The sequence below is a fragment of the Sphingobacterium siyangense genome (assembly GCF_007830445.1).
GTDB lineage: Bacteria > Bacteroidota > Bacteroidia > Sphingobacteriales > Sphingobacteriaceae > Sphingobacterium > Sphingobacterium siyangense.
Window position 1 is genome coordinate 146,949 of record NZ_VLKR01000002.1, and the last position, 25,092, is coordinate 172,040.

Genomic DNA, 25,092 nt, shown 5'->3' on the forward strand with positions numbered 1-25,092 from the left:
ATACTAATTGTTTGTATGCACGGGTATTTCCAACGAAACGGCATTGTTTTCATGTTGTTTTTGCTTTGGAGAACCTCCTATTTTCTCTTGGATAAATTGGAAGAAAATAAAGAGAATAGGGATAATAAAGAGTCCTAAAACTACTCCAGTGAACATCCCTCCCGCAGCGGCAATACTGATTGAGTGATTTCCTTGCGCTGATGGACCTACCGCTGTCATCATTGGAATCATACCAACGATAAAAGCTAAAGAAGTCATAATAATAGGTCTCAAACGTAATCTCGCTGCTTTAAGTGCGGCACTAGGAATTGATAGTCCCTGTTTACGCCCTTGGATGGCAAATTCTACGATCAGAATGGCATTTTTGGCCAATAATCCAATCAACATAACGAGTGCAACTTGTACATAGATGTTGTTGGCAATATCAGTGAAGCTAATTGCTGCGAAGACCCCAAATATACCTGTAGGAATGGAGAGAATAACCGCCAATGGAATGATATAGCTTTCATATTGTGCCGCAAGCAGAAAATAAACGAATATCAGACAGAGAATAAAAATCAATGTGGATTGGCCTCCGGAGACAATTTCTTCTTTAGTCATACCTGAGAACTCATAAGTAAATCCGGTCGGCAATTGTTGTTTTGCAACTTCTTCAACCGCACGGATAGCATCTCCAGAACTATATCCTGGTTTTGGTATCGCATTTATTCCAATCGAATTAAATAAGTTGTAACGAGATGCAGTTTCCGGACCATATACACGTTCTAATTTGACTAATGTATTGATGGGAACCATGTCTCCCAATCTGTTTTTTACAAAAATACCGTCCATTGAAGTTGGTTCACTTCTATCCTTGGCATCAGCTTGAACCATCACACGATAATACTTTCCAAAACGATTAAAATCTGAGGCTTGGGCACTACCAAAATAGGCTTGCATAGTCTGTAAAATGCTTTTTGTGCTTACGCCAAGTTGTTCTGCTTTGATATCATCTACCTGGAGTTCATATTGTGGATAATCCGCTTTAAAGGTTGTGAAAGCCATCATAATTTCTGGACGTTTCATCAATTCGCCAATAAACTTTTGGCCTATGCCACTGAATTTTCCGAGTTGTCCACCGGTCCGGTCCTGCAGTACCATATCCAGACCATCCACGTTACTGAATCCTGGGACAGTAGGGAAGGTAAAGACAAAGAAATTTGCGCCTTTGATATTTGCCAATCGCTGATTGACATCGGCCATAATAGCATTGATGTCTTTTATCTTACCACGTTCTTCATGTGGTTTAAGGAGGATAAATGCAACACCTGCTGATGGACTTGTGGATTGTGTCAAAATATTGAAACCAGCAAGTACATTTAAAGTTTTGGTAAAATCAGCATGTTGAAGTTGCTTCTCTGCTTCGGCTAATGCTCCAGAGGTACGATCCAAAGAAGCACCTGCTGGCATAGATAAGGATACAGCAATGAATCCTTGATCCTCTGATGGGATGAATCCAGTAGGTGTTTTACGGATCATAAATACAGTCAAAAGTAGGGTAATTCCCAATCCTGCAAATGCAACCCACTTATAACGGATCAAGAAGCGTAAACTACCTAAATAATTCTTCGTCAACCGATCAAATCCGACATTGAATCCAGCGAAGAAACGCTCTTTGAAATTAAGTTTCTTGGCATCAGCATGACCATGATGCGTTGGTTTTAAGAAGAGCGCACATAACGCAGGGCTTAGTGTCAAGGCATTGATTGCTGAAATAACGATTGCAATCGCCAAGGTGAAAGCAAATTGTCTATAAAATACCCCGGTTGAACCTTCCATAAAGCCGATGGGAAGGAATACGGCAGACATCACCAATGTAATCGAGATGATGGCGCCTGTGATCTCACTCATGGCAGATGTCGTAGCAAGCTTAGGCGGGAGATTTTCATGCTCCATCTTGGCATGAACAGCCTCCACAACCACAATCGCGTCATCGACGACAATCCCAATGGCTAGTACCAGAGCAAACAAAGTCAGTAGGTTGATTGAAAAGCCGAAGAGCTGCATGAAGAAAAATGTTCCCACGATGGCTACCGGTACCGCAATCGCTGGTATCAATGTCGATCTAAAATCTTGAAGGAATAGAAAGACAACTAAAAATACCAGTATAAATGCTTCAACTAGTGTATGTTTTACTTGGTCAATGGATTGATCAAGTGCATCTTTTGTGTTGTATAAAACGAGATATTTGACACCTTTTGGAAAGCTTAAAGAGGCTTTCTCCATGAATTTTTGAATGGCAATCTGAATTTCATTTGCATTCGAACCTGCAAGCTGCATGACCCCAATATTCAATCCTGCTTTACCGTTGATGCGCGTATGACTCGCATAGGTATAAGATCCCAGTTCGACACGAGCGACGTCTTTGAGTTTTAATACAGAACCGTCTGTATTGGAGCGGATAATAATATTTTCGTAATCACTTGGCTGGTTGAGTTTACCTTTATATTTGATTACAAATTCAAAAGCTTCACGGCTGCTCTCTCCGAATTTACCCGGAGCAGCTTCGACGTTTTTATCTTGGATGGCGGCCATTACTTCCTCAGGCGTTAATTTATAGGTCGCCATTTGATTTGGATTGAGCCATACACGCATGGAGTAGTCTTTACTACCACCAAATGCCAATGCTTGTCCCACGCCGGGTATCCGCTTCAGTTCAGGAATGATATTGATCTGGGCGTAATTGGTAATAAAGGTCTGATCGTATTTACTCTGATCTTCCGTATAAAGATCCAATACCATGATCAAGCTGTTTTGCTGTTTTGCGGTGGTGATCCCGGCTTGTACAACCTCAGCTGGCAATTGGCTGGTTGCCTGAGCCACACGATTTTGGACGTTTACAGCAGCTTGGTCAGGGTCTGTACCAAGTTTAAAATATACCGTAATCATTAACGAACCGTCGTTGCTGGCGGTAGAGCTCATGTAGCTCATATTTTCAACACCGTTGATTGACTCTTCGAGTGAGGGGGCTACGGCACGAAGGACGGTTTCGGCATTTGCCCCAGGATATAATGCCGTTACTTGCACTGCGGGCGGTGCAATATCGGGAAACTGCTGCAATGGCAGTTTGAGGATACCAATCACCCCCAATATGACAAGTAATATGGAGATAACGGTAGCAAGTACAGGTCTTTCTATAAATTTCTTAAGCATGTGATTTTCTAATATTATAATGAATTGATGCTATCTCTTGATAAGGCTTGTGGTGTAATTTTCTGACCATCCTGAAGCAAGTCAATGCCTTTGTAGACAATTCGATCTCCCGCATTCAGTCCTTTACTTACCAGGTAGTTTGCACCACTTTTTCCAATGACAGTAATAGGCTGTTGAACAACTTTATTTTCTTTACCAACGGTATAAACGAAGATTTTATCCTGCATTTCAAGGGTAGCAAGCTGCGGTACCAATAATGCTTGTTCATACTTCTTCTGTAGTCTTACACGCCCCGTATTTCCATTGCGTAAAACTCCCTCCGGATTGTTGAACGTTGCACGAAGTGTAATCGCACCGGTATTTTTATCAAACTGCCCGTCCACCATATCTATTTTTCCTTTCTGATCATAAATTGTCTGATCCGAAAGAACTAGGCTGATCGGAGGGAGGTTGTGAAGCTTTTGTTGTAAGTTGCTCCCTTCTGTATTGTTTTTGAATGCGATAAAGTCATTTTCTCCCAGTGAGAAATAAACATGAAGATCTCTTACATTTGACAATGCGGTAAGTGGTTGTGCGTCTGTAGGACCAACCAAACTCCCTTGCTTGCGCTGTAATCTACCGATGTATCCTTCGGCTGAAGCCCGTATTAGCGTATATCCGACATTGATTTTTGCAGTTTCAACGGCCGATAGTGCCAATTGTACGTTTGCTTTAGCGGCATTACGTGCGCTAATAGCTGTTTTTAGCTGGAAGTCTGTCAGTACTTTGGTATTCACCAGCTTTGTTTTCTTTTCGACTTCTAACTCCGCATTTTCCAGACTAGCTTTTGCTGCCAGTAAATTTGCCTTCGCTTGGTTTAATTGTTCCTGATAGGGGCGGTCGTTGATCTTGAAAAGTGCTTGACCTTTAGTTACTTTGGCTCCTTCATCGACATAGATGTTTTCCAAAATTCCCTCTACCTGAGGTCTGATCTCAATATTGGCGGAAGCTTCAATAGTCGCTGGATATTCCTGGTAAACGGTCTCGTTACCGTTCTCGATGGTAACGACCGGGAGGTTAACTGGTGGTGGATCAATGGGTTTACTTGTTCCGGTTGAGCAACTGTATAGAAAGATTGCACTCAACACATATGCCGTCTTTACGATATTAATTCGTTTAACACTGTTAAGTGCTGGAACGTAAATCTTTTTAAGACTTGGTGATAAATTTGTTTTCATGTGATATTAAAAATTGAAGTTTTGGTGTATTTAACGGTGTTAGATTTTTTAACGTTGTATTTTTTGCTGTAAAAAAATTTAGTCAGTCAGGGAGCGTGTGATGCCGTAAATAGCATCCTTTAATACTTCTTGATTGGTATTTTCGCCATTACCTTGGTTTACCAGATTGATCGAAATCAATCCATGTATAATAGACCAGTAGGTGAAATACTTTCTACAGATCAATTCTTCGGATGGATTTTTCTCTTTCATGATTTCACGGATGACATCACTTATCAATTTCCCATGGGATTCTGCACATTTATACGTTTTTTCAAATCCACAACAGGCAGTTCCCACACCGAACATTAACTGATATAATTCCCGTTCTTCGAAGGCGAAATCCCAATAGCTAAACCACATTGCTTCCAATTGCTTCTCCAGATCGGTTTCAGTTGATTTGGCTTGCTTTACTTTTTTGGCAAGCAGGAGATAGCCTTGGTTGGCAAGTTCCATCAAAATGGCATCTTTATTGGCGAAATACTCGTATATCATGGGGGCAGTATATTCAATGATATCTGCAATTTTGCGCATACTCAGGGCTTGCCATCCTTCTTCTTTGACGATTTGGAGCGCAGCATCTAGAATATTGGTTCTATTTTCATCTTTGAGCCGTTGTATGCGTTCTTTACTACCCATGCTAATGTGTAAATAATTTAACAGTGTTAGGCAAAAGTGATACTTTTAATTTTATTTATTGACATCTAAAAGTCATTAAATAAAAAGGCCTTATTTTTTCGGTTTGGAAGAAGCGTTTTCAGGGCTTGCAGCAAGGGTTACAATCTGTTTTATGCGATTCTTTTCTTTCTCAGTTAGGGGAAGTGCCTGTTCGATGATAGGGAGAATTTCCGTACTTTTTTCCGATTGTAATAACAGGTCGATGAAACCAAGATAGGTGCGGATAAGGTCTGTTTTAATGCCGAAGAAAATGCGTGGATCTACAATATATAATTCCTGTACTAATGCTAACAATAGGTTTTTTCTTTTTTTATCCTCTTCCGAGTTGTTGTAGGCGGGTAGTAGGCCCTTTCTTTCAAGATCTGTTAATTTTACAGCGACAGCGTGCTCAAGTACATATTTTTTTTGCTTTCTATCGAGTAAATCACGTAATTCAGCAAGTAAATTTCGATAAATAACTTGTTTGGCTTTCCCCGAGAAAAGATTATCTTCTGTAGATAGGAGGATATCTTGTTGTTCGAAATGATCAAAGAAAGTAGATTCCACATAGACAGAGTGGTGGAAATTGATCGCGTTATTATTGAAACTGCTAAGTACTTTGGCAATTTCCTTTTTATCACTATTAAGAAAATAATAATAATATCGATCACCAATTTGCTGGTTCCAGCGAATGTAATTGATGGTGAAATGATAAGAAGTATCACGATCCGGGCTATAGCCTGTCCACGAAAGCTGGTCTGTCTCCTGGATTAAATGATCATAAACCAACAGCTTTCCATTGACGCGTATGGCGTAATCCCTTTCCTTATTCAAGTAAAGAAACCAACCGAATTCTTGTGCGAGGAAATTGTTAAAGTCATCGCTTTCAAAAACAGTAGCATTAAGTCCAAAAACGCCTTCAAAAGTAACTTGTGTTCCTGTATTTTTATGTCCTACCGGCGAGCTTTCACTGATATCGTATTGCTCTTTACTTTCGCGATCGATTTGAATTCGGTAGTTTGAGAAATATTCATCCTTCTGAAAAACAGTATTCCAAATTGCACGCGTTGCAAAAAGCGAGAAAGAAAATCGGCCCTTTCCCTTTTTTCCTCTTGTATAGGAGCTGCGTTTGAGGCTGTTCTTTTTTATAGAATCCAAAAAGTTTCCAAATGAGGAAGAAAGTGTCTCTAGGGGTATGCCTTCACCATTGTCCTGTATGCTTATACGATTAATGTAGCCTAATTCATTACTGTCTATGGAGAGTTCGATCTGTGTGGCTTTTGCATCAAATCCATTCCAGATATATTCAGCAATGGCATGTTTAGGGTCTTTGGGAAGTCCTGCAGATTCGATACTTTGGTTGGTTATTTTTGTGCTCCTCTTCATCGTAAAGGCGGTTTAGCTTAAAACTTGTAAAAAAGATGGAAATAATTTGGTCGATTAATTCCATTTCAATGTACACTATTTTTTAGATCTCTTGATTAAAAATGTGAAAAAATAAGCAAGTCCAAATAGATAATAGGATCGAAAAGAAGACAAATAAAATTGAAACTACTTCGATTCTCAGGTTCAATTGAGCGTTTGCCGCCAATATATTCATAAAAAGGAATTGGAAAGCCCAATCTGTCATTTCCATCGGATGGACTATCGCATTTAGCGAAGAGAATGGTGGCCGCAACTGTCATTACACTAAAAATTACCCAAGTTTTCTTTGGGGAATTTGAAACTATCTTCATGGTTACTGGGCTTTAAGTAGTTTAAAATTACATAATATCATGTGGAGATGTATACTTTTCATTCGTATACATATGGCCATTGACGGCTAAAGTTGATGTGTTGATATAGAAGTTGCTTTTTTGGTAGAAAATATACCTAAATTTAGTCTATGCTTATAGAAACTTTAAAAAACCTTTTCCGACGGGACTTAAACAGGCTGCGTGATGAAATTTCTTTGTACAAACAGGAAGGAAATATATGGCTTATTGAACGTGATATTTCCAATTCAGCTGGCAACTTATGTTTACACCTGATCGGAAATCTTCAAACATATATTGGTACTGAAATAGGCAAGACTGGGTATATCAGAGATCGAGCGGCTGAGTTTTCGTTAAAAGACATTCCTCGAACACGATTATTAGATCAGATAGATGATACGATTGATGTGGTTACACGTTCTCTGGATCTGTTGTCGGAGGAGAACCTTCTTGAGATATATCCCATACTCGTGTTTGAGGAAAAAACAACAACGCAGTATTTGCTTGTTCATCTGACCACCCATCTAACTTATCACCTTGGCCAAATAAACTATCACCGGCGACTGCTGGATCAACCTGAGGTATAGTTAATGTATTGGTAAACCTATTCTTGTTCTACAACATAGGAAACAAATTTATAGTATGGACATAAGAAAAGCGGTATTATCTGATGCTCCGGATCTCGCAACCTTGACCGAACAGCTGGGTTATCCAGCCGATATTGAAGGAACGAAAACTATTTTGGAGGATCTGTTGCGGAAGCAGGAGTATGCTGTATTTGTGGGGATTATTGACAATAAAACAGTTGGCTGGATTCAACTTCATCAGGTCATCAGTATGGAGACTGGTGTTTATGTAGAAATCATTGGCTTGGTTGTCGATGAAGAATATCGAGGTCGGGGGCTAGGCCGATTATTATTGCATGCGGCATCCGATTGGTCTAGGTCCCTCGATTGCTACCGTTTGCGTGTAAGATGCAATATCATTCGGACCGAGAGCCATACGTTTTATCAAAATAGTGGTTTTATACTAAAAAAGGAGCAGAAAGTTTTTGATTCTTTGCTTTAAAAGGTGAACTTTAGCCCAATTAGATATCGAGACCATCAAACATTCTACCTGTATCGACTGTTGATTTCTCGAAGACCCGACTTAGATAAAATGAGAAGAATCTTTACATTAATTGCCTGTTGCTGTGTTTTTAATTCGCATGCACAACGTATGGACAGTATTACCACGGTGATCGCACCTGAATATGACCGAGTGGGTTTACTGCATCGATTTTGGCTTGGAGATAGTTACCGTAAATTATATAATACTCCTGTTAAGATGCGTGTGATGGATCTCGCTACAGAGCGGGGCGGGCTTCAGATTGTTAAGTTGGGTGGTGGCATGCAGACACAGTCACTTCGACTGGTAGATTCTATGGGTAGGGAGTGGGTTCTTAGGTCTATTCAGAAATACCCTGAACGTAGCCTACCGGAAAGCCTTCGAAAGACATTTGCAAAAGATATAGTACAAGATCAGATTTCGATACATCATCCATTTGGTGCATTGACCGTTCCGCCATTTAATAAAGCCTTAGGTATTCCTTCAGCTTCGCCAGAACTGGTTTTTGTAGGAGATGACCCTAGGTTCGGCGAGTATCGTGAGGTATTTAAAAATAGGGCCTACATGTTTGAGGCGCGCACCCCTTTTGAGGATCAAAAAACAGATAATAGCGCAAAAGTAATGCGTAAAGTGTTGGAAGACAACGATACGCAAATTGATCAGAAGCTCACACTACGTGCGCGGATGCTCGATTTTACGCTGGGGGACTGGGATCGTCATCAGGATAATTGGCGTTGGGATCCCGAAAAGGAAAAAGGTAAAAAGATCTATACTCCCGTCCCAAGGGATCGGGATAAGGTATATTATAAAACTTCGGGGGTATTTCCCACATTACTTTCCTATCAATGGCTGAAGGCTCATTTGCAACCCTTTAGTCCACATATTCGAAATGTGCCCCATTGGAATTTTAATGCGAGTACTTTTGATCATTTTTTTCTCACTCATCTTACAGAGGATGAATGGATTGACGAAATACAGTTTGTTCAGAAAACACTGACGGATTCGTTGATTCATCAAGCGATGTTAACGATGCCTGATACAATTGTGAAAATGAGTGCGAATGAATTGGAAACAAATATTCGTTCAAGAAGGGACGAGCTGATGGAAAGCGGACTGACCTATTATCGATTTCTTGCGCGTGTCGTTGAACTACCATTGTCCGCCAAATCTGAATTTGTGGATGTCGATTACAATAAGGATGGCTCGGTCACTGTCAATATCCACAACAAGAAAAAAGATGGTACCGAAGGACGAAAATTGCTAAAACGCACCTTTGTACCTGATCAGACCAAAGAAGTTCGTATATATGGCATATCGGGCACTGACGAATATAAGTTACATGGATCGGGCAAATCGCCCATAAAGATCCGGCTAATTGGGGGGGATGGACAGAATCTATATCGTACAACTGATAAATTTGCCAATGGTAGCAAAGTTTATATCTATGATGGTAAAAATCAGGTGCCGGGTGCTATGCAGGTTGATGATGCTATTCATCTGAAGTTGAGCAAAGACAGCGCTGTCCATAAGTTTGACTATGAAAATTTTATCTATGACCGTAAAGGGGTCGTTTTTAACCTAGATTATGGGGTTGATCGTGGACTTATTTTTGGACTGGGGTATATGATCGAGAATCAGGGGTTCAGAAAGAAGCCTTATGCCTATCGGCATCAGTTTCTAGGCAGTTATTTGACCGGTCGCGAATCATTTATGTTTGATTACAAAGGGAATTATAAAGATCTCATTGCAGGGCATGATCTTTATATTCATCTTTCGTCCCTTGGTCCCAAAAACCTGAGTAATTTCTTTGGATATGGAAACAATACTATTTTCGATAAATCGGATTCAAAGCGCATTTCGTATTACCGAAATCGATTTGATCTTGTGAGCGGTGACATTTTTCTGGAAAAGTACCTAGAACCTAAATTCAAGGTGTTCTATGGATCTTCTTCCGAATATTATACGAGTAAAGAATCGAATAATGTTGGACGTTATTTTGAGGAATTCCATCAAAAATATCCATCGGAACCTATCTATGGGAGTAATTTCTTCACTGGGCTTACTGGCGGGATAGATTATGATACACGTGATAATATGGCCAATCCTAAATCTGGAGTACACGTACATACCAGGCTGGGCTGGAATGCTGAAATTGGAGGGGAGGGCCGCAACTATACAAAATTGCAGCATTCCATGAGTTTTTATAAAACGGTTGCCGATAACTATATTACTTTCGCAAATCGTGTGGGATTTGATGCGGTATGGGGAGATCCCTATTTTTATCAGCATGCGCAAATTGGAGGGGAAATGAGCTTAAGAGGGTATAATTCCCGACGGTTCACTGGGAAAACAGCGCTTTATAATAATTTTGACATGCGATTAAAATTATTTAGCTACTCTTCTTATATCGTCCCAGGAACAGTCGGGGCAATTGGTTTTTATGATGTCGGAAGGGTATGGATGAGTCATGAAAATTCCAATGACTGGCATATGGGGTACGGCGGTGGAATTTATTTTATGCCTGGAGACCTGCTCACTATTCAGGGGGTAATTGGTTTTAGTAAAGAAGCAACATTGCCTTATCTTCGGGTTGGACTTTCTTTTTAAAGACCTAAAATGAAGCTTTTTAAGTGTGAAATGAAATGAAATCGGAGATCAAAAAAAAATTAGATAAGAATTTTTCGGAGCGTGGACTACGAAATAGCAGCATTGATTTGTCTGTGCTAAAACACTATAAGAGTTACGCAAAAACTTTTGCCGACATTCATAATGGTATAGCTGTACTGAGTGACCTGACAGCGAACTGGAGTTATACATATTTAGGGACAATTGCGGAGCGACTTCATCTTCCTGCAGATGAAAAGAAACTGGAAATAAACGGTATTTGGGAAGATTTTCTTCTCGAACGTGTTTACCCCGACGATTTGGCCATCAAGCATGCTTTGGAGCTTCAATTTCTTGACTTGGTCAAAAAAATGGATCTGGCGGAGCGATTTAATTATCAAGCAAACAGTGTCCTGCGGGTCGAGGGGAGAGAGGGGCAAATCATGCAGCTGTCCCATCAAATTTTTTACTTGGACACCCCGGGACCGGAATTTCCACAGTTGGCTTTATGCTGTTATACCCTATTACCAGAAACTGAAACATCAGTCAATCTCCGAAATTATATTCTCAATCAGGTAACGGGCGTGGTTCATCACCTGGATGGTTATGGCGCAAAAACTTCGATTAGCACACGCGAGAAAGAAATTTTAAGCTGTATCAAGGAGGGAATGATTAGCAAGCTAATTGCCGAAAAACTAGGTCTGAGTATAAATACAGTTAATCGGCATCGGCAAAATATACTCCAAAAGCTTCGTGTACGAAATTCATATGAAGCAGTGAGTGTGTTTAACAAGATGCAGCGGGATCATACTGACTAGATTTAAGACAACGCCCACCTGAGGCAGCCTTATAGATGGGCGTCGGTATTTTTAGTTTGAATTATTCTCTTTCAGCCATTTGCTTCGACGTTGGTCTGCAAGGTGTTTGATCGTAAAATAATCAAATTTGGCCTGAAAGCCATTGCCGTCTGGTGAAGCTGCCATTAGACCGACCATAACAGGGTGATTATCCTGTAGCCAGGCATTTCTCATCATAATATACTCCTTGTCATCAAAGGAATAGAAAAATTCTACAGCATCTAATCGACGTATCGCTTTGATCCAGATGTAGGAGATTTCCTTATCGATCGGAACAATGCTCCAATCACTTGTTTTATGCGTAACGACTGTACTTAAATTGTATTTTCCGTCAACAAATTCGATTCCTGCTTTTATATAGTTTTCATGATCAATGCGCAGCATAATACCTGCTTGATCGAACCGGGTTTGATAGTTCGCCGAGATCTTCGCCTTGACTTCAAACTCTCCCCCGCGTAGCGTATAGAAAAAGGGCGCGTCATCTACTGTAAATCCATAATGAGAGATACGCCAATAATCGCTTTTAGGCGTAACGAACATCGAAAGCGAATTGTCTTTGATGTTCCATTCTGTTGGTTCGTTAAACCAAAGCATCTTATCCAATTTTTGTGCGCTGGCCTGTATCGTAAGCAATGGAAATAATGAAGCTGCTAAAAATGTCTTTATAGTTTTCATGTTTTTGTTTTTGTGATGATATTCATTTTCAGCAAAGATATTTAAGCATAGCACAGGTTTTCAATACTGATAAATAACCATGATTTCAATAATTCATCCTATTGTAATTTATTTGCAATTTAATTGCATTTAACGTTTTTGCTACATAGTTGCAATAGTGAAAAATACTATCTTCGCTGAGTAGACTTTTAATCCATTGTAGTACCGAATTGGTATAGCTAACAGCATCGATTTCAATTTTAAACAATATAAGCAACAGTAGTATGGAATTTTGGGAACGTAATTTTATAGAGAAGCAAGAAATGTGGGGGGATGAAGCCGCAAAGTCTACAACGTTTGCAGTAGGCTTTTTTTGGAACACAACATCAAAAATATACTGATTCCTGGGTTCGGCTACGGTCGCAACGGTCGCCCTTTTTTGGAAAATGGAATAAAAATTACAGGCATTGAGATCTCGAAAACGGCAATAGAGCTCGCCCGGAAATCCTTTGGGGCAGATACGGTTATCCATCATGGTTCAGTTAATGAAATGCCTTTTGATCAGGATATATATGAGGGTATATTTTGTTACGGGCTTATTCATCTATTGGATGCTGAAGAACGTAATGCGTTAATCCAGCATTGTTTTGACCAATTGGCTGAAGGAGGTTATATGATTTTTACGTCCGTATCAAAGCAAGCAAGCATCTACGGAAAGGGGGAGGCCATAGGCACTGATCGATTTGCAATGTTTGGTGGAGTACATATGTTCTTTTACGATGTTGATTCCATTCATGCCGAATTCGACCCCTATGGATTAATGGAAATTAGGGAAGTGGAGGAAAATTTTCCATTCTACTTCATCATTTGTCAGAAAAGGATTAATATTTAATAATGTATATATGAAAGATGATAGAAGCTATGAGGTAATTATTGTTGGGGGAAGTTATGCGGGGCTTTCTGCAGCGATGGCATTGGGACGTTCCTTGCGGAATGTGTTGATTATCGATAGTGGGCTACCTTGTAATCGACAGACGCCGCACTCCCATAATTTCATCACGCATGATGGTGAAAAGCCGCTCAGTATAGCGAAAAAAGCAAGGGAAGAAGTTCTGAACTACCCGAGTGTCAAGTTCCAGAAAGGGCTTGCTGTGAGCGGCACGAAGACAGCTACAGGGTATGAAATAACCACCGAAAATGGGGACGTTTTTCAGGCTAAAAAGCTCATTTTTGCGACTGGTGTGGAAGATATTATGCCTAGTATACAAGGATTTTCAGCCTGTTGGGGAATTTCGGTTATCCATTGCCCATATTGTCACGGTTATGAGTTTCGAAAAGGAAAAACTGCTATTATGGCCAATGGTGAAAGAGCTCTTCACCTTGCAGGTTTGGTTCACAATCTCTCGTCCGACTTAACGCTATTGACTTCGGGTAAGGCTAGTTTTGATGTTAAGCAGAAAGCAAAACTGAAGTTACACGGTATTTCGATTATTGAAGAAGAAATAGGTAAAATCCAGCACAAGAATGGATGGGTTCAGCAGGTACAATTAAAAGACGGTCGTGAACTTGCCTTTGATGCTGTTTATGCTGCCATTCCTTTCAGGCAACATTCGGCTATTCCTGCCGCACTAGGTTGTGAAATAACGGAACAGGGACATATCAAAATAGATAATTTTCAAAAAACTTCACTTGCAGGAGTTTTTGCCTGTGGAGATAATTCTAGTATGATGCGTTCGGTGGCGAATGCTGTTGCGACAGGAAACCTAGCTGGAGCAATGGTTAATAAAGAACTTGTCGACGAGGTTTTTTAGTGGCCGCATTGATCGGTTTTCCGGCTGTGATCGCAATTTGTTAATTCATCAGGAAGTATATCACAAAAACTTCCTGATGCGTAAATGCTGTCTTTAAGCGTGTCACTAGTTCGATGCTTGTCTTAAAAGAAATTCAAATGGACCGTTCTTAAATTTTTTTGTCCAAATTTTGCTAAAATAATAGCTGCCGATAAAATAGGTCGATGATAGGAAGAGAATCATCCCTGGTGATAAGGTTGCTTGTTGGTCGATTACTTGATGAAACACCCCTTTGCTAGCCAAAAAAGAAAATAATAGGATGCCCAATGTTAAATGGGATATATAATGCGTTAATGTCATCTGGCCAGTTTTCGCGAGACAGTTGACAAATGTATTGGGAGTAATAAAGCGGCTAATGTACATGAAGCTGCTAATAAGTAGCAGGCTAAAACCTATTGTACTGATTAAAAATGGAAGTACCGGAGGAAGATAATCCGCGTTTAGAAAAGAGTAGGCTGCCATGCCAATGAGGTTTTGAGGAATACATTGTGCAACTTGTACTACCAGGTATAATACCAATCCTATGAAAAACAGTTTTTTTTGAACAATGGCGCTGGTCCAGTTCAGTTTACCCAGGTACATACCGATCATGAAATAAGACATCCACGGAAAAATGGAATTCCAGCCATTATATAAAGAGTTTCTGATAAACCCCTTTAGGCTCCAGTTGTCGGTATAAGTTAGTGTATCAAAATTCCATCCAGTTTCATAAGGAATTAAAATGAGCAAAAGATGAAAAACGATCGTGAAGAAAACTGCTCCATGTATGTAGTATTGTTTATCAACGAATAGCAAGAAGGAGGCGATAAACATGTAAAATCCATAAAAGTGAAGGATATCTGCAGGCCACCAAATAGATAATAATAATCCGAGAACAAATAGAAAACCTGCTTTCTTCTGCACAATAGCCTTTAGTTTAACTTGTTCTTGCGGAGAAGCGTAAATAGATTTTTCTGTTCGCAAAGTAAGTCCCATGCCTGATAGGACAACAAATATTGTACTCGAATTGCCACTAAAGAGCGTGAGAAACTGGCCTAGCCAACTGGTATGTTGTGGATCTCCAAGAACGAGATTAAAATTGACGATATACATCCCAAAGATTGCGTAAGCTCTCAGGATATCAAATCCTATAAATCTGATTTTTTCTGCCATGATAGTTGATTTTCAAAATGTACTGCAAATTTTGAAAGATGCACTGGTTTGGCATTTGACTTAAATCAAATAATTAGATTTTTGTGCGGACCCTGCTTAATGTTTCTAGGGAAATTCCCAGATAAGAAGCAATATAGGTAAGCGGTATATGGCGTATGAAATCTGGTTGCTCCTTAAGGAGTAGCTTATACCTTTCCATGGCGCTGAGGGTGTGAAATTCGAACAGACGTTTTTCTAACCACATTGTATAGTATTCTGTCATTAAAAGATCGAGTTGAATGAGTTGTGGATGATTTATTTTGAGATGCTGAAAGGCGTTTTTATCCATGCACGAGACAGTAACATCTGTAATTGCCTGAATAAACTCCCTGCTAGGCTGATTCGAAACATAACTGCTAAAGGCGACTGCGAGATCATGTTTAAAAAGTAGCTCAGTCGTTACTTCTTTTTTCTCATTCATATAGTATTTCCTCGTAATACCTTCCTCTATCCAAAAGCTAGACTTGCAGACCTCACCTTGATATAAAAGAAATTCGCCCTTTTTGTATTTTTTGGTTTTGGAAATGGCCTGTAATGCTGAGTTTGTTTCCGCATCAAAACCGTCAATTAAAGCATTGATTTTTTTTAGATGCTCATTCATTATAGCTGATTTGAGTGATCGAAAGTTGCTGACGTTACATTTGTTGAATCCGTTCGGTCCGACCCGCCGTTTCTCTTCCCCATTCTGCGATCGACTCGAGTAGTGGAACAAGTGTTTTCCCGAATTCTGTCAGTTCGTAATCTACTTTCAAAGGAGCTTTGTCGGTATGTACTGTACGCTTTACTAAACCATCAGCCTCAAGTTCCTTTAATTGTAAGCTTAATGTACGCTCTGTAATTAAGGCGCATTCTTTTCTCAGTTCATTATAGCGTTTTTTTTCAATTAAATGAATCAAAATCACTGCCTTCCACTTGCCGCCTATGTATTTCATAGTCAGGCTGGTACTGCATGGGTATTGTTTGTTGTCTATCAAATACATCTGTTACTATCAAGTTTGACCGTTATTGCAAATATATAACACTATATTTAAGTTTGCAACTATAAAAAATATAGTTAATTTAATCTTGTATGTTATGGCTTTTTTAGAAATTGCAAAGCAACGTTACACAACGAAAAAGTATAATTCAGAAGCGCTAATTCCGGAGGAGAAAATCGCTGAATTAAAGGAAATAATCCGATTGAGTCCATCTTCCATCAATAGCCAGCCATGGAAGTTTTTCTTTGTTTCTTCTGCGGACATGAAACAAAAACTCGCTGCCGCATCCTATTGGAACGCACAGAAGATAAATGAGGCAAGTCATCTGGTTGTGTTTAGTGCACTTACCGATGTAGATCGCTTTGAAGAGCAAATCGCAAACACGCTTCCAGAGGGATCGATTAATTACTATAAGCAATTTTTGCAGTCGAAAGGGGAGGTCCATGTTCAATCCTGGATGAAGCAACAAGTGTATCTTTCTTTGGGATTTTTCCTTGCAGCCTGTGCTGCAAATCATATTGACGCAACCCCAATGGAAGGAATTGAAAATTCCGTCTACGATGAAATACTGGAACTCGATGGCTATCAGACGCTGTTTGCAGTTGCTATTGGCTATCGACATGTGGAGGATGCAAATCAGCCTGCCATTACCGCAAAATCACGCTTGACAATTGCAGATATAATTGAAGAACTCTAGGTAAAAAAAGATGAAACCACTATCGGTTTCATCTTTTTTACATTAGTTTAAACTTATCTTTTTGCCCTGTTCGGGGAAAATATAATTTACTTTAAGTGGATTATTCTTGAGCAATTCGTTTTTAATGATTTCAGGGTTGTTACCAGTTGGTTTTCGGTGTGTGACCACTATGCTTAGCCCTTCCAAGTTTTTCAGTCCCGTTTTTTCTTTGAGCTTTAGCAGTTCTTCTAACAACAAACTGGGGGTTAGGTGACCAAAGAGTAAATTTTCCGGTTGATTATTTGGAAAGGAGACTTCAATCAATATACTGTTTAATTGTTTGTTTTTGATCAGTGGGGCAATGGTATTCCAGAGCTTATCTAGCTGATCGGATTTTTCCACCCGATCGGCACCGGTATCACCAAGGTAAAGGAGATAGTGGTTGTCGTAGTGGACGAGGGCAGCACTACTTTTATATGGATTTACATGGCTCAGCTCGTATGCCGTCAAAGATAATGTCGTATTTGGTACTTGCGTTTCCAGCCCCTCTTGTAAACTGTTGTAATGATACTTTCCTAGTATGGGTTTTTGGCCCTGGTCGCCAAAATTGATCCAGGTATCCGTGATAAAATAGTGATTTTGTAGAATTTGAAGGACCGGATCAATAGCAAAAATGTTCTTTTTGCTATCGGCAGGAGAATTAATAATAAGACCCGATAAATGATCGAGATGTCCATGGGAAATGAAATATCCCTTTATTTGGTTATGTAAAATTGTTTCGACCGAACCATTTAGACTTTTCAATGCAATGGCTTTTCTGATGCCTGTATTTATGGTTCCGGCATCGAGGCAAAGGAAGGCCGTGTCTTTTGGAGTTCCTACTAAATAAGCAGAAAGATTGTCTTCTTGTTCGCCACCATATATTCCCAGCGGGACAAGGTCAAAATGCTGTGCATGACAGGTCATGGTCACAAGAAATGTAAAAATGGAAAGCGCTAGTTTTTTCATGATTATTAAACTAAAAACCCATCCTTTATTATAGGATGGGTTCAAATTTACACTATTTTTTGTTTATTGGTTGAATCGGTAACGTACACCCAGCTGAATTCTCCAGCGTGAAGTTTCATCCACACTGTTCGAGAACGTGTTGGTTAAAGGAATCTGATTTGTTGCATCTAAATACGGGAATGAGAATGTTGGTTGTCCCTGAGCATTCGATCCTTTGTAATTTAAGATACCGTTTGCTTTGTTGGCAAATTGGGCAACTCCCCAGCTTTTGTTGATCATATTACCGAAATTAAATACATCAAAAGTAATCTGCAATTGATGTTTCTTTCCGCTGGTATTTAAAAACACATCTTGCGCGATACGAATATCCAGTGTTCCGATCATTTTTCCTACCAATGCGTTACGTTTCGCGTATTGGCCTCTGTGTGCATTCAGGTAATTGTCCTGATTAATGTAGCCGTTCAATTGAGACCATAGTTGATCAGCTGTCCGAGTGTCTTGCGCATTGTCGCCAACAAGAGCAATTTCAGCTTTACTATTCGGGATATAGATCAAGTCATTGCCCGACAAACCATCATTATTCAGGTCACCGCCATAGGTATAGGAATAACGAGGCCCATCCTGTAGTTGATAAAATAAGGAGAATGTCGTTCCTAAATGATCCAGGTATTCTTTACGGTAAGAGAAGTTGGCAATAAATCTATTTTTAACCAGATAAGTTGAATAAGAAAGATCGGCACTATTTGGATTGCCCGAAACATAACGATCACGCCACATTGACTGCGCAATAGATCCTCCATCGTTCACAGATCTTGAATCTGTATAGGTATAACCGATATTTGCAAAGAAACCACCTTTGAATTCTTTCGATAATGTTCCTGTAAGGGTGTAGCTATAGCCTTTTGATGTATTGGACATCACAATAGCGTCGGAAATGTTAGGATTTTCAGGAGTCGGTTGTGCGGCGCCATAGATACGTGGTGTTGTATAGCGCATACGGTTATCGGCACCAGCTAAAGCTTTTCCGTCCGTCGTATTTAGATTGACGTTACGGAAATAAACCGAATTGATATCTTTCGAATACATGGCTTCAAAAGTACCAATAACACCGCCCGGTAATTTTTGGTCAACGGCAAGGTTCGTTCTCCAAAGCTGCATAAATTTGAAGTTATTATCCGTTACCGCCAAGTTATAACTGGAGTTGTTGGCTGCAGTTTGGTGGTTCACGTTGCGATAAGCATCCACATCAGGTGTAAACGGTCTATTTGTTGGATTATTGATGGATTCAGAACCAAACATGACACCATTATTGCCGGCCTGATTAGAAATCCATACTAATGGCGGACGACCTGTAAAAATTCCCGATCCACCACGTACCTGCGTTTGATTTGTTCCATTGACATTCCAATTAAATCCAATTCGCGGCGACCAAAGAATTGCACTCTTTGGATATTTTGATACATCGATCTTTTCACCTTGATCAAAATTTAACTTGGTTACATTATCATTTTTCAGATCATTGGGAGATGATATGTTCGTCAAATCGGCTCTCAATCCAGCAGTCAATTTAAAATGCTCATTTACAGCATAGGCATCCTGTGCATATAGGCCAAACATACGTGCTGAAATCTCTGCATAAGGAAATGATCCATCAGGTAAAACAGAATACTGGATTTGGTATTTGGTTGCGTTAGAAACATTATTTTTTGCAGAGTTGTAGAAATCATCTAAACTGGCAAATGTATAGGCTCCATAATAGTTCGGGGCAAATCCATTGGTGGTTTTGTAGTTTTCAAAATTGGCTCCCAATGTAATCTCATGTTTTCCGGCATAAATATTAAAGTTGTTTGTAGCTTGAAATACCTTCGTCTTTAAACTATTAAATGCTGTAAATGGTTCGTAACCAAATGCTGTCATGCTACTACCGTCGGGGTTCATGATGTCTACCAAAGGAAATGGCTGACCACCTTTGGATTCCCTAAAATCGTTCATGACATTGTAACCTACGGTCAATGAATTTGAATATTTGCTACTGATACGTGTGCGTAATTCTAAATTCACATTGTCCATGTTGTTGTTTATACCGTAGCCTGCTGAGCTGAAAGGTAGGCCAAGGTTGGACGGTTGCCGATTATTTTTTGGCGCACCACTATTGGATGGTAGGATGTCGCGATAGGAACGAAAGTAGAAATATTTGGCGCTTAAAGTATTTTTTTGATCGATATTGTAATCTAATTTAACGGAAAATTTGTCACTGCGTGTATCTAAAGGATAATCTTGATAAGATCCAGGATTATAGCCGATCGATTTTAGGTAGTTGGCTAGATCATCAAGTTTCTCCGCAGATACGGTTGAAACATTCGGCCCCGTATTTCCTCCACGTGAAGCTATAAAATTTGTTCCTGGGTCTGTTCTTCGCTCAAGCTCACCGCTTGCAAAAAAGAATAGCTTGTTTTTGATAATTGGCCCCCCTACGGTAAAACCATAGCCTTTCAAGCTGAAGTTGTTGACAGGTGCTCTTAACCCGGCCGAATTGTATTTGTTGACTAAATTTTGATTTCTGAAATAATAATTTAATGAACCTTGTACTTCGTTTGTACCACTTCTTGTTACAGCATTAATTGCAGCGCCGGTAAAACCATTTTGTCTGACGTCATAAGGAGCGATGTTTACTGAAATCTCCTCAAAGGCGTCCATATTGATGGGTTGCGAGTTTGTTTGACTTCCGATAGTTCCCTGTAATCCAAAAGCATTATTGAATAGCGCTCCGTCGATCGTAAAGTTATTTGCAAGGTTGCTTCTCCCTGCAAACGAAGGATTACCGTATTGCATCGAAAATTGAGGCGTCAGTTTGACAAAATCTGTAAAGCTTCGATTGAGTGTAGGTAGATTTTGAATCGCTGTTCGGGAAATGTTTTGTGCTGCACCTGTTCGGCCGGAGTTGAAGACTTATCCCTGTCTCGTTCCTACAACGACAGCTTCATCCAGCACTTGCGATGCGGACTGCATCTGAATATCTAATGTTGAGCTTTGTCCCAAAGCTAGTTTCTCGATCTGTTTGATATTGGGTGAATGACCCAGATAAGTTACGGTGATTTGATAAGGGCCACCAATTCTCATATTGGGGAGATTGTAGCGACCGTCACTTCGCGATGAAGTAACGTACTTTGTCCCAGAAGGTAAATGTATGGCTTCAATTGTCGCCCCATTGATTGGCGAATTTCCCTCTCTGACGGTTCCATTCAGAGCAGAGGTGGTTTCATTTTGCGCATAGGTAAGTGATGTACCAATTGTGCTTAGCAAAATGCTGGTAATCAAATGTTTTCTCATTTGTTTTGTAGCTGTTTAAATGACTAGGTGATTTTTAAACCGCGATAAAGGTAGGAGAGTATTATTGATTTTGTGTTAAGTAAATATTATTTAAATATTTCCACAATCGCTGCTATATGAGGCCTTCATTTGGTAATTATATAGGTTATCGTTTAATGGTTGATGATAGGTTATTTCACTGGTTGATGGCTATTTTTTAATTTTAATTGTGCCATTGCGATAGAGGTTTAAGGCGGCCGTCAGAATACTTTCGATTGTGTCTATCGGAAGATCTTCCTGTGGATCAATAGGCAATGTTTTCATCCGAAGACGCTGACCTGCTTCCAGTTGTACCTGGTCCAAATGTTTACCTTCAACCATCAGTAGGTACGGAAATGTAGTCCGTTTGTCGGTCCAAAGGTAACAGAATGCTTTTTTTCTATAGCAAAAGCAAGGCATACCGTACTTTATGGTCTCACTCACATCCGTATCCTGTTGAAGGATAATATGTCTTAATGCTAAAAGACAGCTTTTATTTGGTTCTTTCTGGTTCAGATAGAAATGTTGGATCTCCTGCATATGAATGATGTGTTGCAAATAAAGATACAAGACTTATCCTTTTTTATATGATTTAGTTACAATTTTCTTTTGTTGTTTAGTATATTCTGACCTATTTTGTGTGATCGAATTATCGATTTGCTTATGACCATAAATTTTAGAAATATAGAGTATTTGAAGAGTGGAAATAAAGTGCAAAAAAAAGCCTATCGGTTACTGAGGGATTATCAGATTATTAACCGTCTTGAGGGCTACAGTCCGATTGTAGTTGGTACGATACCGATTCAGGTAGATATTGATGGGAGCGATATAGACATTATTCTGTGTGTAGATGATTTTGATGCTCTTGAAGAAAAGCTGTCTCTTAATTTTTCGCAGCATGCACATTTTCGGTTACAGCGGGCTACCGGTCATGTAATCGTGTGCAGCTTCTCGATTGAGGAACAGCTTTTTGAAATTTATGCGACGGATAAAGCAACTGAAATTCAGAATGGATATTTACATATGCTTAAAGAGCATGAAATCATTCAATTGAGGGGGGAAGAATTCGCTGAGCAGGTCAGACAGCTCAAAAGGAGCGGGGTAAAAACTGAGCCGGCATTTTGTCAGCTATTGGGAATTGAAGGCGATGCATATACAGAACTTCTAAAGTATAATCCAGCAGATAATTCGATAAACTATGAATGATTTTAATCTAAAATAGTATGAATCCCCTAATTGAACAATTTAAAAAATATGGCTATCTCAATGAAGCGCTTGAGAAAGCGGTAGAAAATAGAACTCGTTATTTTTTTAAGAAAAAGGGTGAGCATTTTTTGAGGGAAGGGCAGCATTTATCAAGCTATTTTGTTTTGCGTAAAGGACTGATTCGTGCTTATTTCTTAAAAAATGGACGTGAAATGAACAGTTGGTTTGGTGAAGAAAACCAGATTTTTGGATCGATTTTGCCCGTTTATACTGAAAAGCCCTCTTTTGAAAATATTCAGTTTTTGGAAGACTCCGAGATCTATGCAATTTCTGTGGACGATTTGAATGAATTGTATAGGATTTATCCTGAACTAAATCTTATAGGCCGAAAGATTGCTGAGGAGGTTTGTATTATTCTTGAAGAACGGATTATGTCCCTGCATACCGAATCTGCAGTAGAACGATATCAATCTCTCATCCGCCTACAGCCAAATTTGTTAAATAGAATTAATCTTGGCCATATTGCATCATATTTAGGAATTACACAGGAAACGCTTAGCCGGATACGGCGATAAGTACACGATTTTGATATAAGTCAAAAAATGCCCCTTATATAGCGATTATCTTTGCTTTAGAAATTTAAACTATTGAAAATGAATTGGATTGCATTGATTATTGCTGGCATTTTTGAAATTGGCTGGCCGCTCGGATTAAAAATGGCTCAACAGCCAGATTCAAATAAATTTGGTTGGATTCTATTAGCTATTGTCTCCATGAGCATTAGTGGCGGATTATTATTTTATGCTCAAAAAGCTATTCCTATAGGTACAGCATATGCCGTATGGACAGGTTTAGGGGCAGTGGGCACATTAATGGTCGGAATCTTTTTTTTCGGAGATTCGGCCAATGTATTTAGACTCCTGTCTGCAACATTGATCGTCGCAGGAATTATTGGCTTAAAGATTTTTTAAAAATACTGGAAATGTTATTTATCGCAGTCTACATAAAAAAATAGAATGTGCGCTCAATTTTCTTCAATTGGATTGTTAAAAATATATAAAATCTATTTTTTTTAGTCTAAACTCATTAGAAGAGAGTAGGTTGGGATGATTTTTGCTGCGCAATTAAATTATGAGGCAAGAACTAGCTGAAAAAATAGAATTGTATAGTAAAAGGTACGGCCTATTTATGCGACCGGAGTATATTAGCTTTGCTCGGGATACAACAAGGCTGTTGCTTCGCAACGAATGTCTCCGTGAAGGTGATATAAAAGCTTATCAAGACTATATTGCCTCACATTATCCCGAAGATCTTCCCTGGGAAATGAAACAATTTCAGGAAGCGACCAAAGCATTGGAGCGCATGAGTAAGGAGACGGCTATTGCATGGGTGAATGCGCATCGAATCAATATTTTTGAATCCGACATTTTTATCGATGATGAAGATTCAATTCTGCGCCCCATTCAATCAAAAGATGAAGACATGTTTCGCTATAATTTTAACGCCTTGGAAGAACTTATCTACAATCACCAAAGACCGGACGACTTATTTCGGCGGAATAGAGATTGTTTTTGGATAGATACAAGAATTGACTGGCGGTAGTTTACTGCTAATTGAAGTGTGGTTTCCCAAGAGCTATCTCGTTCTCCGACGAATACCTCTTGGGAAACTTTTTTATTATTTGGATTCTGCGACAAAAATTTCATTTTCTTGTCCAATGACCACAGTAGGAAACTTTTTGTTGAAGTCAATCGCAATATCTCCTTTTCCCTTTTCGCCGTCTCCGTTGGAATCCCAATCTAATGTTACGTAGTATTTTATGGGCTCAGCGTCACTGACTTTAGGCTGGATGAGCTTAAGGTGATTTTTAGGTAAATCGAGTTTGAGATCAAAAGGTATTTGGTTCGCTGTAAAACTCTTTTCCAGAATCATTGTAGCTGGTACATCTGCTATCTGGGCCGAAACTGCATACAGACGAATCTTGCCCGTTGGATTTTTAACTGCAATAGCATTTGTTGATTGAATTTTTACGGAAAGACCAGTTGTATCCGTATTCATTTTTTTCGTATTTAATGTTGTTGAACAACTGCTTGCAGCGAGTGCGACAGCAATTACTGATATTGTAAGTTTTAACATCATATTTTTTTTGTTTGTTTTGTTTTAACTGTTAATGAACCAAAATTGGATAATTTACAATTTGAAGGATATCCCGACATTTGCAATCCCAAGGTAACCGAATCCAAATTCGCCATAGACACCTAGTTTATTGCCATAACGAATGGCTATCGGTGTAAATTGATAGGATAGCGCACCGAAGCTTTCTCTATCTTCTTTTTGTCTATTGTTAAATTTTGCATAGCCCAAACCTCCTTTTCCATATAGTTCAAGTTTAGTTTTATTCAAATAGCTATATCGCATATTCAAAAGCCCCCCAAAAACATTCCATTTTGAATCCCCAAGATCATCTTTGTAAGAAACCGTATTTTTACCATAAAATCCGTCGATGCCTATAGACAGTCTTTTGTTTAAATTACGTCAATACCCGGCAGTAAATGTGCCAGTTCCGCTGGAATGTTCTACTTCTCTTCCGAGTAAACCCATAAATATTCCCTCACCGAGCATTGTACCGATCTCTTGGACCGGAATAAGTCCATACCCCACTCGAATTTCTAATTTTTTTTGCATGTTTTCTTGCCCATATCCTTCCAACGAAATCAAGGAGACTAGGACGATGAATATAATTTTCTTCATTAAT

The 25,092-nt window shown here is 39.4% G+C and carries 26 protein-coding genes; 11 read left to right on the forward strand and 15 right to left on the reverse strand.

Annotated elements, in window-relative coordinates:
- Positions 1 to 3: 3 nt before the first annotated feature.
- The 4 genes from IQ31_RS02940 to IQ31_RS02955 all read right to left on the reverse strand — a co-directional run bounded on the left by IQ31_RS02940 (position 4) and on the right by IQ31_RS02955 (position 6,491).
- On the reverse strand, positions 4 to 3,192 hold the full coding sequence (locus IQ31_RS02940; RefSeq protein ID WP_088162104.1) for an efflux RND transporter permease subunit: 3,189 nt from the start codon (positions 3,190 to 3,192) through the stop codon (positions 4 to 6).
- A gap of 14 nt (positions 3,193 to 3,206) precedes the next feature.
- Positions 3,207 to 4,409, reverse strand: a complete 1,203-nt coding sequence (locus tag IQ31_RS02945) for an efflux RND transporter periplasmic adaptor subunit (RefSeq protein ID WP_145327061.1) — start codon at positions 4,407 to 4,409, stop codon at positions 3,207 to 3,209.
- Between the two features lie 78 nt (positions 4,410 to 4,487).
- Complete coding sequence (locus tag IQ31_RS02950) at positions 4,488 to 5,087, reverse strand: TetR/AcrR family transcriptional regulator (RefSeq protein ID WP_088162102.1); 600 nt, start codon at positions 5,085 to 5,087, stop codon at positions 4,488 to 4,490.
- 90 nt (positions 5,088 to 5,177) lie between these two features.
- Positions 5,178 to 6,491, reverse strand: coding sequence for an ATP-binding protein (locus IQ31_RS02955; RefSeq protein WP_088162101.1), 1,314 nt, complete (start codon positions 6,489 to 6,491; stop codon positions 5,178 to 5,180).
- A gap of 499 nt (positions 6,492 to 6,990) precedes the next feature.
- Between IQ31_RS02955 and IQ31_RS02960 the strand changes: the two genes are divergently transcribed.
- The 4 genes from IQ31_RS02960 to IQ31_RS02975 all read left to right on the forward strand — a co-directional run bounded on the left by IQ31_RS02960 (position 6,991) and on the right by IQ31_RS02975 (position 11,388).
- Positions 6,991 to 7,446, forward strand: a complete 456-nt coding sequence (locus tag IQ31_RS02960) for a DUF1572 family protein (RefSeq protein ID WP_088162099.1) — start codon at positions 6,991 to 6,993, stop codon at positions 7,444 to 7,446.
- Between the two features lie 55 nt (positions 7,447 to 7,501).
- Positions 7,502 to 7,927 carry a GNAT family N-acetyltransferase gene (locus IQ31_RS02965; RefSeq protein WP_145327062.1) on the forward strand — a complete coding sequence of 142 codons (426 nt, stop codon included), beginning with the start codon at positions 7,502 to 7,504 and terminating at the stop codon, positions 7,925 to 7,927.
- A gap of 90 nt (positions 7,928 to 8,017) precedes the next feature.
- Complete coding sequence (locus IQ31_RS02970; RefSeq protein ID WP_145327063.1) at positions 8,018 to 10,573, forward strand: BamA/TamA family outer membrane protein; 2,556 nt, start codon at positions 8,018 to 8,020, stop codon at positions 10,571 to 10,573.
- 35 nt (positions 10,574 to 10,608) lie between these two features.
- Complete coding sequence (locus tag IQ31_RS02975) at positions 10,609 to 11,388, forward strand: helix-turn-helix domain-containing protein (RefSeq protein WP_145327064.1); 780 nt, start codon at positions 10,609 to 10,611, stop codon at positions 11,386 to 11,388.
- A gap of 51 nt (positions 11,389 to 11,439) precedes the next feature.
- Here the strand turns inward: IQ31_RS02975 and IQ31_RS02980 are convergent, their stop codons facing one another.
- Positions 11,440 to 12,102, reverse strand: coding sequence for a DUF1349 domain-containing protein (locus tag IQ31_RS02980; RefSeq protein WP_145327065.1), 663 nt, complete (start codon positions 12,100 to 12,102; stop codon positions 11,440 to 11,442).
- A 352-nt stretch (positions 12,103 to 12,454) separates the two neighbouring features.
- Here IQ31_RS02980 and IQ31_RS02985 point away from each other — a divergent pair, with 352 nt between their 5' ends.
- Complete coding sequence (locus IQ31_RS02985) at positions 12,455 to 12,973, forward strand: class I SAM-dependent methyltransferase (protein WP_244294313.1); 519 nt, start codon at positions 12,455 to 12,457, stop codon at positions 12,971 to 12,973.
- Between the two features lie 10 nt (positions 12,974 to 12,983).
- Positions 12,984 to 13,892, forward strand: a complete 909-nt coding sequence (locus tag IQ31_RS02990; protein WP_088162094.1) for an NAD(P)/FAD-dependent oxidoreductase — start codon at positions 12,984 to 12,986, stop codon at positions 13,890 to 13,892.
- A 105-nt stretch (positions 13,893 to 13,997) separates the two neighbouring features.
- Here the strand turns inward: IQ31_RS02990 and IQ31_RS02995 are convergent, their stop codons facing one another.
- The 3 genes from IQ31_RS02995 to IQ31_RS03005 all read right to left on the reverse strand — a co-directional run bounded on the left by IQ31_RS02995 (position 13,998) and on the right by IQ31_RS03005 (position 16,054).
- The gene (locus IQ31_RS02995) at positions 13,998 to 15,083 is read right to left on the reverse strand and encodes a DUF418 domain-containing protein (protein WP_145327066.1); all 1,086 of its coding nucleotides are present in this window, start codon (positions 15,081 to 15,083) and stop codon (positions 13,998 to 14,000) included.
- A gap of 73 nt (positions 15,084 to 15,156) precedes the next feature.
- Complete coding sequence (locus IQ31_RS03000; protein ID WP_145327067.1) at positions 15,157 to 15,723, reverse strand: Crp/Fnr family transcriptional regulator; 567 nt, start codon at positions 15,721 to 15,723, stop codon at positions 15,157 to 15,159.
- Between the two features lie 34 nt (positions 15,724 to 15,757).
- Positions 15,758 to 16,054 carry a winged helix-turn-helix transcriptional regulator gene (locus tag IQ31_RS03005; RefSeq protein WP_198385931.1) on the reverse strand — a complete coding sequence of 99 codons (297 nt, stop codon included), beginning with the start codon at positions 16,052 to 16,054 and terminating at the stop codon, positions 15,758 to 15,760.
- A gap of 142 nt (positions 16,055 to 16,196) precedes the next feature.
- Here IQ31_RS03005 and IQ31_RS03010 point away from each other — a divergent pair, with 142 nt between their 5' ends.
- Entirely contained in the window at positions 16,197 to 16,796 is a 600-nt protein-coding gene (locus tag IQ31_RS03010; protein WP_145327068.1) for a nitroreductase family protein, read from the forward strand.
- Between the two features lie 42 nt (positions 16,797 to 16,838).
- On the opposite strand, the gene IQ31_RS03015 is transcribed toward IQ31_RS03010, so the two are convergent.
- From IQ31_RS03015 to IQ31_RS03030, 4 genes are all read right to left on the reverse strand, one after another.
- Entirely contained in the window at positions 16,839 to 17,783 is a 945-nt protein-coding gene (locus IQ31_RS03015; RefSeq protein ID WP_145327069.1) for an MBL fold metallo-hydrolase, read from the reverse strand.
- A gap of 63 nt (positions 17,784 to 17,846) precedes the next feature.
- Entirely contained in the window at positions 17,847 to 20,615 is a 2,769-nt protein-coding gene (locus IQ31_RS03020; RefSeq protein WP_145327070.1) for an outer membrane beta-barrel protein, read from the reverse strand.
- Positions 20,616 to 20,732: 117 nt separating this feature from the next.
- Positions 20,733 to 21,113: a carboxypeptidase-like regulatory domain-containing protein gene (locus IQ31_RS03025; protein WP_145327071.1), complete on the reverse strand. Its 381-nt coding sequence runs from the start codon at positions 21,111 to 21,113 to the stop codon at positions 20,733 to 20,735.
- A 189-nt stretch (positions 21,114 to 21,302) separates the two neighbouring features.
- Positions 21,303 to 21,671, reverse strand: a complete 369-nt coding sequence (locus IQ31_RS03030) for a DUF1801 domain-containing protein (RefSeq protein WP_145327072.1) — start codon at positions 21,669 to 21,671, stop codon at positions 21,303 to 21,305.
- A gap of 123 nt (positions 21,672 to 21,794) precedes the next feature.
- Here IQ31_RS03030 and IQ31_RS03035 point away from each other — a divergent pair, with 123 nt between their 5' ends.
- From IQ31_RS03035 to IQ31_RS03050, 4 genes are all read left to right on the forward strand, one after another.
- Positions 21,795 to 22,337 carry a DUF4269 domain-containing protein gene (locus tag IQ31_RS03035; protein ID WP_088162086.1) on the forward strand — a complete coding sequence of 181 codons (543 nt, stop codon included), beginning with the start codon at positions 21,795 to 21,797 and terminating at the stop codon, positions 22,335 to 22,337.
- Between the two features lie 17 nt (positions 22,338 to 22,354).
- A complete protein-coding gene (locus IQ31_RS03040) occupies positions 22,355 to 22,912 on the forward strand; it encodes a Crp/Fnr family transcriptional regulator (RefSeq protein ID WP_145327073.1) in 558 nt (185 codons plus the stop codon).
- Positions 22,913 to 22,990: 78 nt separating this feature from the next.
- Entirely contained in the window at positions 22,991 to 23,308 is a 318-nt protein-coding gene (locus IQ31_RS03045; RefSeq protein ID WP_088162084.1) for a DMT family transporter, read from the forward strand.
- Positions 23,309 to 23,468: 160 nt separating this feature from the next.
- The gene (locus IQ31_RS03050; RefSeq protein ID WP_075993232.1) at positions 23,469 to 23,939 is read left to right on the forward strand and encodes a hypothetical protein; all 471 of its coding nucleotides are present in this window, start codon (positions 23,469 to 23,471) and stop codon (positions 23,937 to 23,939) included.
- 75 nt (positions 23,940 to 24,014) lie between these two features.
- On the opposite strand, the gene IQ31_RS03055 is transcribed toward IQ31_RS03050, so the two are convergent.
- The 3 genes from IQ31_RS03055 to IQ31_RS03065 all read right to left on the reverse strand — a co-directional run bounded on the left by IQ31_RS03055 (position 24,015) and on the right by IQ31_RS03065 (position 25,088).
- Positions 24,015 to 24,476, reverse strand: a complete 462-nt coding sequence (locus tag IQ31_RS03055; RefSeq protein WP_145327074.1) for a hypothetical protein — start codon at positions 24,474 to 24,476, stop codon at positions 24,015 to 24,017.
- 51 nt (positions 24,477 to 24,527) lie between these two features.
- Positions 24,528 to 24,740 (reverse strand): hypothetical protein, encoded by a 213-nt coding sequence (locus IQ31_RS03060; RefSeq protein ID WP_158638785.1) that lies wholly within the window; start codon positions 24,738 to 24,740, stop codon positions 24,528 to 24,530.
- A 132-nt stretch (positions 24,741 to 24,872) separates the two neighbouring features.
- Entirely contained in the window at positions 24,873 to 25,088 is a 216-nt protein-coding gene (locus tag IQ31_RS03065; RefSeq protein ID WP_145327076.1) for a hypothetical protein, read from the reverse strand.
- Between the last annotated feature and the right edge of the window lie 4 nt (positions 25,089 to 25,092).

Coding starts and splice junctions, on each gene's coding strand:
- IQ31_RS02955 (WP_088162101.1), bottom strand. CDS start 6,491: ATGAAGAGGAGCACAAAAATAACCAACCAAAGTATCGAATCTGCAGGA.
- IQ31_RS03020 (WP_145327070.1), bottom strand. CDS start 20,615: ATGCAATACGGTAATCCTTCGTTTGCAGGGAGAAGCAACCTTGCAAAT.
- IQ31_RS02990 (WP_088162094.1), top strand. CDS start 12,984: ATGAAAGATGATAGAAGCTATGAGGTAATTATTGTTGGGGGAAGTTAT.
- IQ31_RS03040 (WP_145327073.1), top strand. CDS start 22,355: ATGAATCCCCTAATTGAACAATTTAAAAAATATGGCTATCTCAATGAA.
- IQ31_RS02960 (WP_088162099.1), top strand. CDS start 6,991: ATGCTTATAGAAACTTTAAAAAACCTTTTCCGACGGGACTTAAACAGG.
- IQ31_RS03035 (WP_088162086.1), top strand. CDS start 21,795: ATGACCATAAATTTTAGAAATATAGAGTATTTGAAGAGTGGAAATAAA.
- IQ31_RS02970 (WP_145327063.1), top strand. CDS start 8,018: ATGAGAAGAATCTTTACATTAATTGCCTGTTGCTGTGTTTTTAATTCG.
- IQ31_RS03025 (WP_145327071.1), bottom strand. CDS start 21,113: ATGAGAAAACATTTGATTACCAGCATTTTGCTAAGCACAATTGGTACA.
- IQ31_RS02980 (WP_145327065.1), bottom strand. CDS start 12,102: ATGAAAACTATAAAGACATTTTTAGCAGCTTCATTATTTCCATTGCTT.
- IQ31_RS02950 (WP_088162102.1), bottom strand. CDS start 5,087: ATGGGTAGTAAAGAACGCATACAACGGCTCAAAGATGAAAATAGAACC.
- IQ31_RS02995 (WP_145327066.1), bottom strand. CDS start 15,083: ATGGCAGAAAAAATCAGATTTATAGGATTTGATATCCTGAGAGCTTAC.
- IQ31_RS02965 (WP_145327062.1), top strand. CDS start 7,502: ATGGACATAAGAAAAGCGGTATTATCTGATGCTCCGGATCTCGCAACC.
- IQ31_RS03010 (WP_145327068.1), top strand. CDS start 16,197: ATGGCTTTTTTAGAAATTGCAAAGCAACGTTACACAACGAAAAAGTAT.
- IQ31_RS02975 (WP_145327064.1), top strand. CDS start 10,609: ATGAAATCGGAGATCAAAAAAAAATTAGATAAGAATTTTTCGGAGCGT.
- IQ31_RS03050 (WP_075993232.1), top strand. CDS start 23,469: ATGAGGCAAGAACTAGCTGAAAAAATAGAATTGTATAGTAAAAGGTAC.
- IQ31_RS02940 (WP_088162104.1), bottom strand. CDS start 3,192: ATGCTTAAGAAATTTATAGAAAGACCTGTACTTGCTACCGTTATCTCC.
- IQ31_RS03055 (WP_145327074.1), bottom strand. CDS start 24,476: ATGATGTTAAAACTTACAATATCAGTAATTGCTGTCGCACTCGCTGCA.
- IQ31_RS03015 (WP_145327069.1), bottom strand. CDS start 17,783: ATGAAAAAACTAGCGCTTTCCATTTTTACATTTCTTGTGACCATGACC.
- IQ31_RS03005 (WP_198385931.1), bottom strand. CDS start 16,054: ATGAAATACATAGGCGGCAAGTGGAAGGCAGTGATTTTGATTCATTTA.
- IQ31_RS03030 (WP_145327072.1), bottom strand. CDS start 21,671: ATGCAGGAGATCCAACATTTCTATCTGAACCAGAAAGAACCAAATAAA.
- IQ31_RS03045 (WP_088162084.1), top strand. CDS start 22,991: ATGAATTGGATTGCATTGATTATTGCTGGCATTTTTGAAATTGGCTGG.
- IQ31_RS02945 (WP_145327061.1), bottom strand. CDS start 4,409: ATGAAAACAAATTTATCACCAAGTCTTAAAAAGATTTACGTTCCAGCA.
- IQ31_RS03065 (WP_145327076.1), bottom strand. CDS start 25,088: ATGAAGAAAATTATATTCATCGTCCTAGTCTCCTTGATTTCGTTGGAA.
- IQ31_RS03000 (WP_145327067.1), bottom strand. CDS start 15,723: ATGAATGAGCATCTAAAAAAAATCAATGCTTTAATTGACGGTTTTGAT.